The sequence below is a fragment of the Neoakkermansia glycaniphila genome (assembly GCF_001683795.1).
GTDB classification, from domain to species: Bacteria; Verrucomicrobiota; Verrucomicrobiia; order Verrucomicrobiales; family Akkermansiaceae; genus Akkermansia; species Akkermansia glycaniphila.
Genome location: NZ_LIGX01000029.1, coordinates 1 through 16365, shown reverse-complemented (window position 1 = coordinate 16365; position 16365 = coordinate 1). Strand labels below are relative to the sequence as shown.

The window sequence follows — 16365 nt, the reverse complement described above, 5'->3', positions numbered from 1 at the left end:
AGATACAGAACCGCCCCCATCCCTCCCTTGAAATCCCCCTCATGATGCAACAGCGCATAAAGACACACCGGAACCGTATGATACATATACCCCGACACCCCCTTCCGCAACCCCAGCGAACAAGCGAACTCCTGCACGGAATCACCCTTCCCTCTACTCTCGCGCATCGCCTCCATCAGCCGCTGCCAATCGGCATCCTCACCGCCAACGGCAGCCCAATCCTCAAAGGACGGTAACGAAGCCCCCTCCCTGCCCATCGCGAAACGCGCCAAATGCGCCGCCGTCATCGCAACCGCCATCGCTCCGACCACTGCCTTCGGATCGCTATGCGTCATCCGCGTCGCCGCCCGCACATACTGGCCCAGCCTCTCTACATCATCAGCGAAGAAAATCCCGACCGCCGCCACCCGCATCGCCGGGCCATTGCCGGCGGAAAACACCCCGCTCCGCTCGGGCGACACCCCGAACCACAACCTCACAATCGACTTCAACGTCGCCATCCCGATCCCCGCAGGCAGACCCAACAACCACCACCGCAAACTGCCGGCAAACTCCTTTCGAAACGCCGCCACATCCCGGGGATGCTTCATCAACGCCCGTCCCAGCAAAACGGAATGCTCCGTATCATCGGAAACCATCCCATACTTGAACAGGAACCCCTGCTTCCACCGTCCCTTCCACCGTCCCTTCCACCGCCTCCGCACCGTACCCGCAGACAAATTCTCCGCCGGCAACCCCAAACTATCCCCCACCGCCGTCCCAACCAAACACCCCTGAAACAACCGGGACAGAACCTCCTGATCTGCATTCAACATTTCCATCATAAAACTTAATCTTTGAAAACTACTCTATCCACGCGACAATTAGCATCATCAATCAAAACATCCCACAATCCATTCAACACCAAAGCCATTATCCATTTATAAAATCTATTTTCTTGAATTCGGAATACTTTTACTCTACTCCGTGAAACGGAAGTGTTCTAATGAAGCAACCCTATAATAAATATATTTTTTGCTTATAACAAATGAATTACGCAATAAAATGATATATTCAAAAACTAAATTAATGAAAATATTTTTTCCGCATCTAATTCATTCAATTTCATTTGTTCTTCGATATTACCGTTAGCATGAACACTTTTATCGATTAATTTATATGTAGATGCAGATATTATTCGATTCATAGGATCTCTAGCTTTTCCCTTTAAATCAAGATTGTATGAACATATTAAAACACTCCTAAATTGTGCATTAAAAACATTCTGATATGTACGAAATTGATCAATTGCAGCATTCAAATAATCACACGAATCACCATGACTATAGAAAAATACATGTTGAGCTTTATATAGCAGATGCGCTTTAAAATCTACTTCGTGTTTACCTCCTTCATTTTGATGCTCAATAATTTTCCCACTCGATTCAAATATTTTTTGGAAAACTTTCCTGATCGTGGTCGTTTTTCCTGTTCCACTATTCCCTTGTAATACAATAATTTTCACTTATTTAGTATTCAACATTGATGTTTCATTCAATTGTGCGAACCATTACTAATCAATTAGATGGAATTTCCAACTCTTCACAAAAATTTCCCTATATATTTCAGTCTACGTGTTGGATTCTGACAATTCCTAAATCATCAAGATAAACAACTTGATTGAATTCCATTTGAAGAAGCTTGTCATCACGTTGCTTAAAACGATAAAAGGTCAATCCATTCATGGCAATAACCATATCATCCAGCCAGATTTCAAGTTCTTTTTTAAGGTCACCTACGGTTAAGCCTGAAATTCTAGTTCCTGCATCAATTCGATCATTCACATTACTCATATCAATTGTAATTGTATCATCTTTTCTCTCTTACTCAAATACAAAAGTTCGGAACCTAAACCAAACTTTCTTAATTCCTTTCATATAATATTATAAAATGATAAATCACGCATAATTAATACCAATCACTATCTCATCAACCAGACCTTCTTCATTGTATACGACAATGAAGTTTTATAAAAAAATGATAATTAATATATTGCAATTCAATATATGGAAATTTTCCGTTTTTAAACAGTTCGTATAACAAAAATATTATCTATGAAAACTAATGTATTATAAACAATTAATATAATCAATTTGTTTGAATGTGGTATACTTTTATCCTACTCCGTGAAACGGGATTATTCTGACCTGTTTTAGGATATCTGACGTGGCTCTTATCTATTAATATAGAATCGGATTGCATAGTGTACTCTTCGATTGGGATAATATATGAGGAGACCACCGGAAGAAGTATTCCTTGTATGGAAGATTATGAATGACAAAAGAGCAAGGGGATTGAGGACGGGTAAAAGAAAGGGCAGTTTGTCAATGACATACGATTTTACTTATATCTGGATATGAGTTCAAGTAAATACGCATCATCAATAGAGTCAATGTTTGAATTAAAAACTAATTGCTCTTCAGATACAGAATCTATACAATCAGAAATTTTCATAATATCTTCAAAGGTAAATCCATATCTTAATAACATTATTTCTTTTTGATCATTAGTTCCATATTTAAAATAATCAACCATTGATTTTGCTCTAACATCATCATGTTTATCATAATAATTTCTGAAAGCCACGATAAATTTATCCGCCAATGAAATTGAGATAACCTTATCTAAATAATCATATGTATCGAATACAACAACGTCATAATTAATATCTTCTATCTTCGATTGGGAATCATATAAGGGTATGTAAAAATTTATTTTATTCGGTAAGAAAGAAGCAGCTGGTGTAATAGGAGGTCTTAACTCAGCAACTAACTCATCAAATTCATGTTTATTAATTTCTCCATTTTTCAATTTTTTTTTCAATGAAGAAAATTCTTCTGATTTCGTTAGTAACTTGTATCGTAAAATAGCTATCTGTCTAAATGTTTTATTTTGTATTTTCCATAGCAATATCGTAATTGCTGTTGATAAGACACCACGTTCATATTTCAACAAATCGCGATTAAGATATATTTCGAATATTAATGCAAATGATTTTTTGATTAAATCACGTCTCACATCATCTAATTGTCTATACTCTTTTGCTGTTATTATTTTGTTATTTTGAAATAAAATATTCAATAAATCACCGATTGTTTTTTCTAAAATTTCAGATTGCAATCTACATACTTGTGACTCTGGCAATCCAAACTCGTCATTTATGTTATTATTTTTTATTGAATCTATAAATTCATATTCATCATCAGTTTTATCATCTATTTCTTCTTTATCAAGGCGAGAAACAGGATCTATCTTACTAGATGAATTAATATACTTAGAAAAATTTTTGACACATGTCTTATTAACGATTACAAATCCATAATCAAACAAATTCAGTTTACTTACCTGAGATCTTCCGGACCGCCCAATTAGATTTTTTAAATCTAGAGGAGTAGTTCCATTTTTAACATTACTAAATCTAAAATAGTCAATGACTACTGCATCAAATGGCAGATTGACCCCTTGCAGCAAGGTTGATGTGGCAAAACAAATCCTAGCAAATCCCGCGCTAATAAATTTTTCTATCAAAAACCGCACTCTGAGAGGTATGGACCCATGGTGTATAACTACACCATATTTTAATAATTCAATAAATTCAGAATAAATTTTAGAACTTCCTATATCATCTTGAACCTTATTTATTATTGATAAGGCTATTGCATTGTCTATTGGATGGCATATAGTTATATATTTCTTGAATTTGTATCTTATCTTTCTTTCGTATATTGATCTTTTGGACACATATATCAGTATACATTTATTTTGTCGTATAAGTGTTTCTATAATTTTCTCATTAAAAAGAAATTGATTCTTTCTGTAGTGGCAATCTTTCTCATACGGAGAAAAAGCATATAAACGATCTTTTTTGGAATCCAACGAAAGGAAAATTTTTCCAACTATATTTTGAGTGTATACCTGAGCAGAAGAATTTTCAGAATTAATGTGATGCTTAGAAAGTTGAGCCTGAGGATTATCTATGAATGGATGGGCAAAAACTTTTCTTGCATTTGGAAATTTTAAGAGAATTCGCCTAACCAAGGCATCAAATTTAATCCCTCTTTTTTCTTCTTCAGATATTTGAGCTTCGTCAAACAAAAATAAGGATATATCTAGATTATATATTCCTTTAAAAATATCAATAGCGCGCTCTGGAGTTAAAACAAATATCTTCCTTGATATATTTTTTGTATTAACATTATCTATGTGGTCTAATATTAAAATATTTTTCGAATTACGGAAAGCATTTCTTATATTCATCAGATATTCTGCTATAAGAGCACGGGAAGGCACTATAATGATAATATCTCTTTTTTCTTCTCTTAAAAGATCTCGGAATAGATGAGATTTTCCTGTACTTGTTGGTGCTGAAAACGAGAATATATTATTATTGTGTATTTCTAAATAAATAGATGCTTGCGATGGTGTGTAAAGATGATTTGTTTCTTTTTTGATAATTTCTCTAAATGAGGCATATACCAAAGAAATAACATCATGTGGCTGCTTGACCTTATAAAATACACCTAAAACATATAATATTCTTTGCTCATATTGTAGAAAAACATCTGGATAAGCGTGTTTTATATGAGCCAGAATTTCCAATAGAAAAGCATTAGCGGGACCATCTTTGTGCAATTGAATGATTATATCATTCAATGCTCGATGAGCTTCTCTTTCACTTCTTATTTCTATGGATGACATATTTTTATTCCTATTACAAAAATTTCGTTGCCCGCATGAATAATATCTCCAAATTCTGTTAAAGATGTGATTTTTTTGATAATTCCATCAAAAGTCTGTGTATTTTGTAGAGAAAACGCGGCACAATAACATTTGTCTCCTTTTAGAAAGTTATCAATAGATTCCTTACCTGCGATTATTTGTAAATGAGGTAAATCTCGATTTCCTTTTTCGTGATTGATAAAAGATACTATTTGTTCAATGGCGGCCTTATATGGATTTCTAACAGAACTATATTTTGCCTCACCAAAAGAAATGAGCTTCCGTGGCGTAATAGTGTGAAAATCAAATCCTGCATTTCCTGATTTTTTTTCTTTCCATAATTCGGACAGAGGGAGAACTTCATGTGATAAAAGTTTTTCAAGACTTGAACCCGCTGTCATAGAGATTAAATATTCTCCAAAATCCGTACTAATTGGATCTTCTGAAACGGAAAAGATCGCAACTAATTTATCAATTGTTTCAAAAGATGTTTCTGTATAAGATAATTTTCCGATTACATCTAATTTATCAATCCATGATGTGTTTTTTATAGATTCGATTAATTCTTTTGCATAGTTCGGAATATTATTAATTTCGACACATATAAAATGTACATTTTTATAATCAAATAAATTGATGAGATGTTTATTTATCTGATGACCAACTATTTTCATAAGAATGATATGAATCCATGAATAGTACTAACATATTCACAGAAATGTATAAAGTAGAAAATCTAATTTTCCCCAATATTTTCCCCATACCTCTATAAACAAAAAAACGCAATATACTCATTACGAATATATTGCGATAGAAAATTAATGGCGGACAGGGAGGGATTCGAAGCCACGGCCCATTGATTATAAGCGATTTGCAGTGAATTCAATAGACTAAAAAGGATACTTTGAGAATATAATTGTATAAGTTATTCATTACAAATGATAATAAACATCCCATGAATATCATTTTCTTCAACTTCTTCCCCCGAAATATCTTCAAGCATCTCGGGATTTATCTCTCCTGCCTTTATAGTTTTGATGGAGAGAAAATTTTCGAGTTGCTATTTTCGTTCAAATGTTCTAAAAGTACACACACCCTGCAAGAAAATGTGTACTTTTGATTCATGACTATCCCTACTCCAGTCAAGGAATTTTTCCGAAATAAAGGCGGCGTTGTCCGGCGTGGAGAACTCCTTCCTACACTGATGACCGCAAGAATGCTGCAGAAATATATGGAACGAGGGATTATTCAGAGATGGGGGCGCGGCATTTACCGCCTCAGCGATGAAAACCTGCATGGTGCCCCAGAAATGCTTATGGTGGCCAGAAAATATCCTATGGCGGTCATCTGCCTTGTGTCAGCGCTTTCATTCCATGACATGACGACACAAATTCCTCATGCGATTGATATTGCCATCCCTTACCAAAGGAATGTTCCCAGAGCTTCCTATCCGCTCGTACGTGCATTCCGGTTTCGTGATACCATTTATGAAGCAGGCATTGAAATTCATGATATGCAAGGAGTTCCCCTGAAAGTCTACAATAAGGAAAAAACTCTTGTGGATGTGTTCCGCTTCAGGAACAGGCTTGGAATGGATGTTTTTCTAGAAGCCCTCAAAATGTACACGAATAATCACCTCATCAATCTGCCTCTCATTCATGAATATGCCGCCCTTCGCGGAGTTACCCATACAATCATGCCTTATTTGGAAACACTCGTATGAGCAAGGAACACCCCGCCAACAAAGCCGCTTCGGTAAGAGACAAGCTTTACAACCTGTCACGGCAAAGCGAACGGAATTTTCAGGAAATTGTTCAGTATTATGCGATGGAGAGATTCCTGTATCGTTTGGGACAATCTGAATTTCAACATAGCTTCATCCTTAAAGGAGCGCTCATGCTACGCGTGTGGATGGTTCCTCAGGCACGGGCAACGATGGACATTGACTTGTTGGGCAAATTGGATAATAGTGCTTCTTCCATTGAAGAGTGCATTAAAATGATTCTGAACTTGTCGGTGCCGGATGACGGGCTTGTATTTGATCCAAAGTCGGTGTCTTCCATGGAAATTACCCAAGATGCGGATTACCGAGGACGCCGTATTCTGTTTCTTGGTTATATGGAACAAATGAGAATACGGATGAAAATTGACATAGGCTTTTCCGATATCGTGCTGCCGGCTCCCGTTCCCATTCATTTTCCTACGGCACTGGATATGGATGCCCCAATTTTGTTGGGATATACTCGGGAAAGCGCCATTGCTGAAAAATTCCACGCCATGGTTTTCCTGGGGCTTCAAAATTCCAGAATGAAGGATTTCTATGACATTTACGTTTTGTCCAACCATCATTCGTTTGAAGGAAATCTTTTATGCCAATCCCTTCAGGCTACTTTTAAAAGGCGCCATCTGAATATGCCATCCTCTTTAATAATAACGTCTTCTTCATTTCTGAAAATGAAGGAGGTGCAATGGGCTGCCTTCTTGAAGAAATTTTCTGATTCTCTACTCTCTGGGATTCCAGGCCATTTGGAAGAAATCGTTCAAAGAATTTCTTCTTTCCTGCTGCCGCCATGTCAAGCGTTGCTGTCCAAGGAGGCTTTCGAGAAAACCTGGAATCCGTTGATTGGCGGCTGGGATGAATCAACGCCATGAGCAAACACTTCTTGCGTCATTAACACAGCACACCCCCTCCCTGTGAAGGGTGGAATCTATTCTGACAGGCTGTATTGCTTCTTCACAGGACATCGACCGTGTACTCATATCCATCCTTATCCAGAATCTTCTTGAGAGATTCGATCAATTTCCCGTTTTCCTTGGGTATGTAGACGGCGTCATGCACATTGATGGCTTCAGGATGCGCTTTGCAGAAATCCCTCAAGATATCCTCGTACCGGAAGAGGTCATGCACGGAGGGCAGGTTTTCGATCGCTCCAAGAAATTTTTCACTCTCTTCCCCGAACCTTTCCTGCAGGAAGTTCCGGATGTGGTTGCGGCACCGGGTTCTTGTGCCTTTGCACACCTTTTCCGAGAACATGGAGAAAATCCAGCAGAGCATGGCCAGCTTCTCTTCATTCCTCTGTTTTCTGCTGTGGTCGCACAGAAGGGTGTCCCTGCCGATTGCATCCAGCATCAGGACGCAGCCGCCCCGGGATGCAAGCGCCTGGATGATGGAATTGGTGAAATCGATCTCCACCATGGTGACTCCGTAAATGCTGTTGAAGACATATGACCTCATGTCTGACGACATGCCGGTGAACATGTTGAATACCCCGGAATGGAGTTCGTTCTTACTTTTCTTGTTATAGAATTTTTTCCCGGCGATACTGGATACGAATGCGGTCATTTCCTTCTCCGGTTTCCTTTTCCTCTCCTGCTCGACCAGAAGACGGAAGACTTTAAAAGTGCAGTCCGCCTTGAATACCGTATTGCTCTTTTCACTGTGAAGTACGCACGGAGGGATGTCCATGGATTCCATTCCAAGGTGGAGCAACCCCCGTTCAACGTACGGTTCCACTTTCCTGTTCTGTGCGGAACTGAGGTTTCCATTGCCGATTCCGGAATTGAAGATGTCGCGGTACAAGGCTTTTTTCACGTTGACGAGGGATACCGTCAGGTAGACGGTGTGCCCGGGCTGGAAGTTCTCGGTCATTCCTAACATTTCGTCAATGATGCCGTTCATATTTTCTTCTTTCGTCAACCTCATATCCCGATGGACTATTCCGAATTTGTCCGCAAGATCGTTCTCATTGGCGATGCGGCAATGGGACATGATGGTCTTGACGATGCGGTTGAGAGGATATGAGGGAGGAGTTATAGTGATTATTTTTTCCATAACTCCTCATTTTTAATTATATCTTTGGTACAAAAATATTTTTTTATTATAGTAATGATATTTTTTATATTACTTTAATAATAAAATTGTAATTTATTTTTTATTGATATTTTCTTGATTGATGCATAAGATACTGATGCTTCCTCATGGCTTCTCACAGACAAAAAAATCTTCCTTCCGTGCAAAAAGATACCAGAAAAATTACCCCGGCCGGAAGGGAAACACTACGCAGGAAAGCGATCACCATGTACAAGCGTTCTTGCTCAGTTGCCATGATTTCTGCAAAACTAGGAATCAGGAAAGCAACCATATACAGATGGATAAAATTATATAAAACTCACGGATTTAAAATGTACAAGGAAGGCAAACGAGGCAGGCCTCTCCTGAATTACTACGTACCTGAAAGGCAGCAACGCTGACAAACAAGAATTTTTTACGGAACCAGTTCAAGCCTTTTTATCCTGTTCCATGGAAAAAATATTGCCATTTTCTACAAGGCAAGACGATGAGGCAGTATGGAAGGCAAGTCAGGCAAAAATGGAGTCCACGTATTCGGGAGTAAGTTTCCAGTAGAGTCCGGCATCCTTCTTGCGCGTCGGCCTGTAGTAGTGCTTCCGTATCATCTGGATGCTGTTGCCCATTTCATCGGCCACGTCCGACATGTTCCCGAAGCAGGTGACCTTGTAGGTGCAGTAGCTGTGCCGGAACCCGTTCTGCTTCGCTTCGACGTGTCCGGGGATTATCCTCCTGAAGGCGTCGTAAATGCGGTCCGCATGTATTTTGCACCGGCTGAAGTCGAAGACAAGCCCGTGTCTGCGTTCGCAGGCAAGAAGCCATTTCTTGGCGACGCTGGGAAGGTGGACGATACGCCGCCCCGTCTTGCCTCCCGCCAGGTAGAAGTCGCCGTCTTCGTCCGGATGGCTCAGATCAAGTTCCTCCCATGTAATGTAGGCGAATTCGGACAATCTGACTCCGCAGAACATGGCGATGGCCAGGGGGGCGAGCATGTTCTTCCGGTGCGTTTTCGTGTAATGGAGGATTTGCGCCGCTTCGTCGACCGTATAGGTGCCGGGTTCGGGGTGGACCGCCCGGGGGCATTTGATGCCGGACATGTCGATGTCGCACCACTTGAAGAAGGAGATGACGGCGGACCGGTAGTGCTGGCGGGTCTTTTCAGCCACGTCCAGCCCGAACAGCCATTGCTCGGCTTCCTCTTTCCGGATGGCGCTGACGATGCGGTTCCCGAAAGCTTCCTTGAAGAGCCTGACCCGGGCGAGGGTCATGCGGAGGTTTTCTCGGTTGGGGGATGTCAGGAGGCGGTGCTTCTTCCATTCGGCATGGAGACCCCTGACTGTGCGCCCCTGCCTGGGATGGGAGACGCATCCCATGTACCGCCGGATGAACTCCGCAAGAGAGATGGAAGGACTTGTCTTGTAGAATTTCTCCATCATGATCCTGTCTTCCGGTGAAACGGGCATTTCCTCGTTCAATCCCTTCCGGGAAAGCTCCTCTTCCAGCATGCGGCATTTTTCAAGTCCTTCCTTCCTGTCCCTGACCCGGCGCTTGTTGTTCTTCGTCGTTCCGTCCGGGTTGACGGTGTTCCAGTAGACGCGGTACCTTCCGTCGTTCTCCCGGACGAGCCTGCATAATTTGAATTTCCTGTTCTTCATGTGCAAAGGAATTTTAACGCGTTTCCTTGACTGCGTACGCGTTAAAATGCCAAAACAGGCAATTTATTTTCCTTTTAAAAAGATCGCAGGATGGAATCAGCCGACCAGCCCGGAGATGGCCCGGGCCAGCATGCTCCCAATGGAAGCACCTTCTTGAAGCGCCTTTTCCTCCAGCTTCCGGTAGACCTCCGGAGACACCTTGACTGTCAGGGACAAGGCGGCGTCCACCTCCACGCCGGGAACCATCCCCTGACCTGCCTCTCCCGGCGCGGCTGGCGCCCGGTCGATGATCCTCCGCACGAGCCGCTGCTTGAGAACGGGAACCGCCTTCTGCGACATCCAGTTGCGCACGGTGATTTCGGAGATGCCGCACTGCTCCGCAAGCCACTTGTAGCCAAGCCCATGGCTTTTCAACCACTGCTTGACTTCGCTCTTGAAAGCGGCTTGTTCCCCCTCCCGGCTCATGGCATGCAGTTTAACACAACTGTGCCGGAAGACAAGAACAAGTATCCATGTGAGATATTCTAACTCCCGGAGCGGACGAGGGATGCGACCGCATTTGCCACCAGTTCCTCGACGGAGCAGCCCGCATCCAACGCCTTCCGCGCCAGTTTTGCATAGTCGTCCATGGACAGCCCGAACCTGAACCCGTCTTCCTGATTCCCTTCGATGAACCTGATCCGTTCCTTGCGGGGGCTGGCAAGCGCCGCCAGGCAGCGGAGGAACCTTTTCGGAATATCTTTTTGAGACACCCATTCCCTGACGGTATCTTCAGGTATTCCGCAGGCGGAAGCAACGGCGGCATAGTTCAAATTATTCTTTTCCATCCATTTTTCGAAGAACTCAGTACTTGTGAAATCTTTTCCGGGTATTTGCATAAGGAAAACATACCATAAGTTCATGCCTTCGTAAATTACCTTTTTGAGATATTAATGTTTACAATAATATCTTATTGAGATATCGTAATTCTACCGGATGAAAGATGTTCCCACCTCGAACGGCGGACATGCCATCCGGTTCATACAACCATCAAAAGAAAACCAACAGATGAACCCGCAGGAAATAGACAGCCGTATCCATGAATTAAGCCTTGAAGCCGCTTCCTTGAGGACAACCGGGCATGAACTCACTCCCGCCGACGAAGCGAGGCTGAACGATATTCTGAACGAGATCGCCGCTCTGGAAATGCAGAAACGGAACCAGCAGAGACAGGGTGGCGGCATGCCGCACAACACTGCTCCTTCATTCCATTATCCGCAACCTCCGCAACCAGGATACCCCCAGCCGCATTCCGGCTACGGATACCCCGCTCCACCCCAGATGACGGGATATCCCTGCGTGCAGCAGCAGTTCATGACAGGGGGAGTTCCCCTCAAGTCCAAAACGACATGCTTGATTATGTGCATTTTGCTCGGAGGATTCGGAGCTCATAGATTTTATGTGGGAAAAGCAGGAACCGGAATTCTTTCCCTGTTAACTCTCGGATGCTTTGGCGTTTGGACGATTATTGATCTTATCCTCATTTGTACGGACAAATTCAAGGATGGATTTAACCGCCCTCTCGGTTCCTGAATACGTGTACAAGCCTTGTTTACTATCAATTATCAGACTGTTATGGATAAAAATTGTAAAACGAAGCTGTCATATGCGCTTGCCGGCTTTTGCACAGGCGCGCTTGCCGTTGCTCTTGCCTTCTGGCTTCCTTCGAAGATGTTCTCCCCGCAGTCCCGACTGGTTTCAATGATGCAGGATATTACGAAGATATGCGAGGACAACATGTCCACTCCCAGGGAAGGTGACGAGCAATTGCTGGAATACCTTACGAAAAACGCACCTGGGGCGGCCCAGCATATCGTGCAGATTATTTGCAACGGCGCGGCCATGACCCGGGATGGCGACCGTGAAGAATATTTCAATGAAGTCTCTTCAGAGCTTCAAAAGGAAATCAAGAATACGTCGGGCGCCGTGCTCAGGATGTATTCCAAGCTCGACGGAAGCAGCGAAGTCATGGACAGGTTCCGCTCTCTTCCCGATATCGGTACTCTGACCAATCCACAATCCAATAACATAAAAAATCGCATGGATTTCGATGACATCCGTTACACACAGGCGGCAACAACGGGAGACTTCGACACCAGCGCCTATATGAATGCGGGATCGAGCATCACCGGCAACCAATACACCTTTGAGGGCAAGGTGGACAATATTCTCACTGTCGACAACAACTCCCTGCTCTCCGTCATCCCTGCCGGCAGCACGGACAAAAACATCCGCCTTCCCCTCATCCTGAAAAAAGATGCGGCGGGGAACCTCAACGTCATGCGCAACGACTCCTACATCTTTGAAGTCCTCTGCCGCAACGGGCGCGATGCCCATGGAGACATCGTCAAAGGCATGCTCCTCATCAAAAACCTCACCGCCAAATAAACACTCCCTTCCGTAACATGCAAAACATACTCCTTTTCTTCGAAATTGGAACGGTTCTTGGGCAGGCTCGTGCAAACACAGCTTGCCGGAAGAAGCAAAGGCATAAGCAAGTTTCGATCCTTTCCTGATATGGGAAGATTGTCCTCGCCACGGTTTAATCACATGTAAAATCGTCCAAATTTCGTTGATATCCGTTTCCGGTAAAAATCAAAGTTATTTTAATCATGAGAAATAAGAATTTTCCAAATAATCCCGCACCTATGATGCTTTGCGGAAAATATATGCTTCTTGTCGCATCATGTTTTCTGGCCTCATGCGAAAAACAAAAATCCACACGTACAGAAAAGCAAGAACCCGAAAAAATGGCTCTTCCTGCATCTCGGACAATTCCGGTACACGAAGCGCTGAAACGTTTGTATGACTATGGTATTCTGGATGACAGCAAACAATCCGACGAGATTATTGAGCATTATAACCGTTGTAGAAACGGAGATGCCTTATTTGAAGAGTTCCCGCACCTCGCAGCCGTTTTTGGGTTGGCACTAAAAAACGGCAAAAAAGTACCATTGTCCTGCATTGAATCACTCATCGCAGCTGGAGCCGATATTAATTATACGACTAATATGGGGAATGCACCTATTGTGCAAGCAGCACAACTGGGAAATAGTTGTGATGTTGTGAAGCTGCTTCTCGAACATGGTGCTGATGCTAATATTCAAAACAAAAATGGTGAAACTGCATTAATGGCTGCTATCCGAGAAAAGTATTATTTTAAAAACGAATACTTGATGTATAATTATCATACGAACTATCCCCTATGCAAACTGCTTTTAGAACATGGCGCTGATGTTAATATTAAAGATAACACTGAAAATACAATTTTGATGGCAGCTGTCAGAACAGGGAATACTGATTTTGTTCAATTATTTCTTGAATACAAGGCTGATGTTAATATTAAAGGAGATGGAGATACGGCATTAACGTATGCCGCAAAGTATCAAAATTATCCAATGTGCAAATTACTCCTAGACCATGGAGCTGACGTTAATATTAAAGATAACGAAGGATATACTGCATTGACTAGGGCCATCTCCAAAGAAAATATTGATCTCGTTAAACTATTTCTTGAATACGAAGATGATGTTAATAGTAAAAATACTGCATTAATAGTTTCCTCAAGGAAATATAACTATTCCCTGTGTAAACTGCTTCTAGCGCATGGGGCCGATGTTAATATTAAAGATGAAGATGGAAAAACAGTATTGATGTCGACTGTCAACACATGGGATCCCAATATTGATCTTGTTAAACTATTTCTTGAATACAAAGCCGATGTTAATATTACAGATAACGAAGGAAAGACAGCATTGATGTTGGCAATCGAATGTAGAAATATTGATATTATTAAATCCCTTCTAGACCGCGGAGTCGATGTTAATATTAAAGATAAAGCTGGATATACTGCATTAATGTTCGCCGTCGTCAAAGAAAATATTGATCTCGCAAAGCTGCTTCTCGAACATGGCGCTGATGTTAACAGCAAATACAAAGATGGAAATACGGCATTAATGGAGGCCGTCGGCAAAGGAAATATTGATCTCACAAAGCTGCTTCTCGAACATGGCGCTGATGTTAACATCCAAAACAAAGATAGAATTACGGCATTGAGAATCGCGATTAATCATCACCATAACAATATCACAGAAATACTTCGTAGATACGGAGCCGACGTTAATACTAAACAATCATCTTCCGTACCATCCGAAACATGGAACCATGTTGATTCAACATATTACGGGATGGGTTCTCCGAATCACAGTGGATCATCATTTTGCGGTACTTTGTACGACTTGAAGCAAACAAAATCGGGAACTGACTCCCCTTATAGGGAACATACCCAGGCCAATTGCGAAGGCGTCTTGAAGGAAATCAGCCATTTCTACAATTCCGGCTGGCCCAAGGGGTATTTCGACAAATATTTCAAGTCGCCTACCAATCTGTATATAACCTGCTTCTACATGTTGCACAGTTTGGACAAGGAAGCTCCGTATGCCTATCAGGTACAGGACAAGGTTCAGCCATCGCGTTGGGTAGCCGTCTATCGTGGTACAGTGCATGCTCCCAAATCAGGCACATTCCGTTTCGTAGGCATTGGTGATTCCGTGCTGGCTGTCCGGTTCAACGGAAAGAATGTACTCGCTTGTGGATTCCACACGCTGGAAGACAATACATGGAATGGCAATAACCGGCCAACCTACCGGCAAGACAAGGATTTCTATGCCTATGAAAACTGTGATGCTTGGAACAATCTGTTCGGAGGTTTTCAAGCAGGAATACCATTTACTGTAGAGAAGGACCAGTGGTATGAAATGGATGTACTCGTTTCCGAAATCGGGGGGGGAGCATTCGGCTTCTGCCTGTTGATCGACGATATGGATGATACCGCAACACCTCGGGATCGCCGTGGATCGCCTGTTTTCCAGCTTTTCCGGACAAACCTGGTAGAACCCACATCGGCAGATGCCTATTCACGGATCAAATATCTTGATGAGAATATGAGGGTACATCCTCCCTATAACAGGAATAGCCTTGTTTGGGCAACTTCTGAACCATCCCAAAAACCGGCGTCGGCAAACAATAGTTCAAACAACGATACGAAATCGGAAGAAGCAAAAAACATCGTCTTAAAACATATTAATTCGTCATCCTCATGTGATAATTCAGTCGATCTACAAGTGAGCTGCTTCTATAATTCCGTAGATTATTTCGACAAGAAAAATACGACCTTACATGATATTCGCAACGATTGCCTTCAGTATGCAGAGCAATATCCCGTCAGAACTTTCCAAAGTGAAAAAATTTCAGTTCATAAAATGACCGAAGAAGATATGTATAATATTGAAGCGCACATCAGTTGTACAGTGACCGATCACGCAGGAAAGACGCGGCAGTTGAACCTGGTCACAACATACCATGTGAAAATATTTTCTGACGGAGCCAAAATCGTCTACATAAAAAGTAAAAAGAAGTAAAAATATATTACATTCATTCTATCACGAGAGTAAACAGGAACCAGTAAAACGGTTCCTGTTTCTTCATATACGGACTCACTGCAAGGGGGCCTGGTGCGCCCACTGCCGCCTGCCACAGAGCCACCCCGATGCATCATGGCGGGGATATGGCACCATTCCGGGCATCCCCCGTTTTATGGACGCTTTCCCACTATTCGAATTGCATATGAATGACTCCATCCATAAAGCCCCCTTCCTGGACAAGGTCAAAAAATGACTTTTCAAAAAATTAAAAAAAATCTCTATTAGATATCGTCGACAATTACTCGAGCCAGATAAGAATGCCGATGAAATGAGCGAGGGAAAGAAAAGAAGAAGCCAATTTCTCATACCGTGTCGCAAATCCTCTGAATCTCTTCATTTTCAGAAAAAGTCTCTCTACAAGATTTCTCTCCTTGTACAAATGGGTATCGTATTTTCTTTGTTCCCGCCTGTTTTTACGCGGAGGAATCACGGCAACTGCCCCCATACTCTCAACAGCTTGAACAACATAATCCGCATCATAACCGCGATCTGCCAAAACGTGACATGCTTGCTGTCCCTGCAGTAAGGCCATGGCCTGCTTGTAATCAGATTCTTCTCCTCCCGTCAGAATAAATTTCATCGG

Annotated in this window: 16 protein-coding genes; 6 read left to right on the top strand and 10 right to left on the bottom strand. The window is 42.2% G+C overall.

All coding sequences use genetic code 11. From position 1 onward, the window contains the following. The 5 genes from AC781_RS08635 to AC781_RS13725 all read right to left on the bottom strand — a co-directional run. The coding region (locus tag AC781_RS08635) for an ADP-ribosylglycohydrolase family protein (protein WP_067776643.1) at positions 1-824 on the bottom strand (824 nt) is incomplete at its 3' end. Positions 825-1060: 236 nt separating this feature from the next. Continuing rightward, on the bottom strand, positions 1061-1504 hold the full coding sequence (locus tag AC781_RS13730; protein WP_141675838.1) for a Cdc6/Cdc18 family protein: 444 nt from the start codon (positions 1502-1504) through the stop codon (positions 1061-1063). Between the two features lie 100 nt (positions 1505-1604). After that, positions 1605-1832 carry a hypothetical protein gene (locus AC781_RS08630; RefSeq protein ID WP_067776640.1) on the bottom strand — a complete coding sequence of 76 codons (228 nt, stop codon included), beginning with the start codon at positions 1830-1832 and terminating at the stop codon, positions 1605-1607. 547 nt (positions 1833-2379) lie between these two features. Continuing rightward, positions 2380-4737, bottom strand: coding sequence for a DEAD/DEAH box helicase (locus tag AC781_RS08625; protein ID WP_067776637.1), 2358 nt, complete (start codon positions 4735-4737; stop codon positions 2380-2382). Then, complete coding sequence (locus AC781_RS13725; RefSeq protein ID WP_141675837.1) at positions 4725-5432, bottom strand: hypothetical protein; 708 nt, start codon at positions 5430-5432, stop codon at positions 4725-4727. Before AC781_RS13725 ends, AC781_RS08625 begins: the two co-directional genes overlap by 13 nt. 449 nt (positions 5433-5881) lie before the next feature. On the opposite strand from AC781_RS13725, the gene AC781_RS08620 reads away from it, so the two are divergent. Both AC781_RS08620 and AC781_RS08615 read left to right on the top strand, forming a co-directional pair. Next, positions 5882-6481 (top strand): type IV toxin-antitoxin system AbiEi family antitoxin domain-containing protein, encoded by a 600-nt coding sequence (locus AC781_RS08620; RefSeq protein ID WP_067776634.1) that lies wholly within the window; start codon positions 5882-5884, stop codon positions 6479-6481. Continuing rightward, positions 6478-7410: a nucleotidyl transferase AbiEii/AbiGii toxin family protein gene (locus AC781_RS08615; RefSeq protein WP_067776631.1), complete on the top strand. Its 933-nt coding sequence runs from the start codon at positions 6478-6480 to the stop codon at positions 7408-7410. The genes AC781_RS08620 and AC781_RS08615 overlap by 4 nt, the downstream gene beginning before the upstream one ends. A gap of 82 nt (positions 7411-7492) precedes the next feature. Here AC781_RS08615 and AC781_RS08610 read toward each other — a convergent pair whose 3' ends face one another. Beyond that, positions 7493-8590, bottom strand: a complete 1098-nt coding sequence (locus tag AC781_RS08610; RefSeq protein ID WP_067776628.1) for a hypothetical protein — start codon at positions 8588-8590, stop codon at positions 7493-7495. Between the two features lie 146 nt (positions 8591-8736). Here AC781_RS08610 and AC781_RS14420 point away from each other — a divergent pair, with 146 nt between their 5' ends. Further along, positions 8737-9009, top strand: coding sequence for a helix-turn-helix domain-containing protein (locus tag AC781_RS14420; RefSeq protein WP_083076862.1), 273 nt, complete (start codon positions 8737-8739; stop codon positions 9007-9009). 108 nt (positions 9010-9117) lie between these two features. Here AC781_RS14420 and AC781_RS08600 read toward each other — a convergent pair whose 3' ends face one another. The 3 genes from AC781_RS08600 to AC781_RS08590 form a co-directional block, all read right to left on the bottom strand. Further along, on the bottom strand, positions 9118-10260 hold the full coding sequence (locus AC781_RS08600) for a tyrosine-type recombinase/integrase (protein ID WP_067776622.1): 1143 nt from the start codon (positions 10258-10260) through the stop codon (positions 9118-9120). Positions 10261-10356: 96 nt separating this feature from the next. Then, complete coding sequence (locus tag AC781_RS08595; protein WP_067776619.1) at positions 10357-10725, bottom strand: hypothetical protein; 369 nt, start codon at positions 10723-10725, stop codon at positions 10357-10359. Positions 10726-10784: 59 nt separating this feature from the next. After that, positions 10785-11087, bottom strand: a complete 303-nt coding sequence (locus AC781_RS08590; protein ID WP_141675836.1) for a hypothetical protein — start codon at positions 11085-11087, stop codon at positions 10785-10787. 148 nt (positions 11088-11235) lie between these two features. Between AC781_RS08590 and AC781_RS14280 the strand changes: the two genes are divergently transcribed. From AC781_RS14280 to AC781_RS08575, 3 genes are all read left to right on the top strand, one after another. Then, positions 11236-11832: a TM2 domain-containing protein gene (locus AC781_RS14280; protein WP_245741039.1), complete on the top strand. Its 597-nt coding sequence runs from the start codon at positions 11236-11238 to the stop codon at positions 11830-11832. Between the two features lie 204 nt (positions 11833-12036). Next, positions 12037-12687, top strand: coding sequence for a hypothetical protein (locus AC781_RS08580; RefSeq protein WP_141675835.1), 651 nt, complete (start codon positions 12037-12039; stop codon positions 12685-12687). A 224-nt stretch (positions 12688-12911) separates the two neighbouring features. Beyond that, on the top strand, positions 12912-15719 hold the full coding sequence (locus AC781_RS08575) for an ankyrin repeat domain-containing protein (RefSeq protein ID WP_083076859.1): 2808 nt from the start codon (positions 12912-12914) through the stop codon (positions 15717-15719). A 301-nt stretch (positions 15720-16020) separates the two neighbouring features. Here the strand turns inward: AC781_RS08575 and AC781_RS08570 are convergent. Next, the coding region (locus AC781_RS08570; RefSeq protein ID WP_141675834.1) for a transposase at positions 16021-16365 on the bottom strand (345 nt) is incomplete at its 5' end.

Bases quoted from the DNA above. Each gene is read 5' to 3' on its own strand.
- AC781_RS08630 (WP_067776640.1), bottom strand. From the start codon at position 1,832: ATGAGTAATGTGAATGATCGAATTGATGCAGGAACTAGAATTTCAGGC.
- AC781_RS08625 (WP_067776637.1), bottom strand. From the start codon at position 4,737: ATGTCATCCATAGAAATAAGAAGTGAAAGAGAAGCTCATCGAGCATTG.
- AC781_RS13725 (WP_141675837.1), bottom strand. From the start codon at position 5,432: ATGAAAATAGTTGGTCATCAGATAAATAAACATCTCATCAATTTATTT.
- AC781_RS08620 (WP_067776634.1), top strand. From the start codon at position 5,882: ATGACTATCCCTACTCCAGTCAAGGAATTTTTCCGAAATAAAGGCGGC.
- AC781_RS08615 (WP_067776631.1), top strand. From the start codon at position 6,478: ATGAGCAAGGAACACCCCGCCAACAAAGCCGCTTCGGTAAGAGACAAG.
- AC781_RS08610 (WP_067776628.1), bottom strand. From the start codon at position 8,590: ATGGAAAAAATAATCACTATAACTCCTCCCTCATATCCTCTCAACCGC.
- AC781_RS14420 (WP_083076862.1), top strand. From the start codon at position 8,737: ATGGCTTCTCACAGACAAAAAAATCTTCCTTCCGTGCAAAAAGATACC.
- AC781_RS08600 (WP_067776622.1), bottom strand. From the start codon at position 10,260: ATGAAGAACAGGAAATTCAAATTATGCAGGCTCGTCCGGGAGAACGAC.
- AC781_RS08595 (WP_067776619.1), bottom strand. From the start codon at position 10,725: ATGAGCCGGGAGGGGGAACAAGCCGCTTTCAAGAGCGAAGTCAAGCAG.
- AC781_RS08590 (WP_141675836.1), bottom strand. From the start codon at position 11,087: ATGGAAAAGAATAATTTGAACTATGCCGCCGTTGCTTCCGCCTGCGGA.
- AC781_RS14280 (WP_245741039.1), top strand. From the start codon at position 11,236: ATGAAAGATGTTCCCACCTCGAACGGCGGACATGCCATCCGGTTCATA.
- AC781_RS08580 (WP_141675835.1), top strand. From the start codon at position 12,037: ATGTCCACTCCCAGGGAAGGTGACGAGCAATTGCTGGAATACCTTACG.
- AC781_RS08575 (WP_083076859.1), top strand. From the start codon at position 12,912: ATGAGAAATAAGAATTTTCCAAATAATCCCGCACCTATGATGCTTTGC.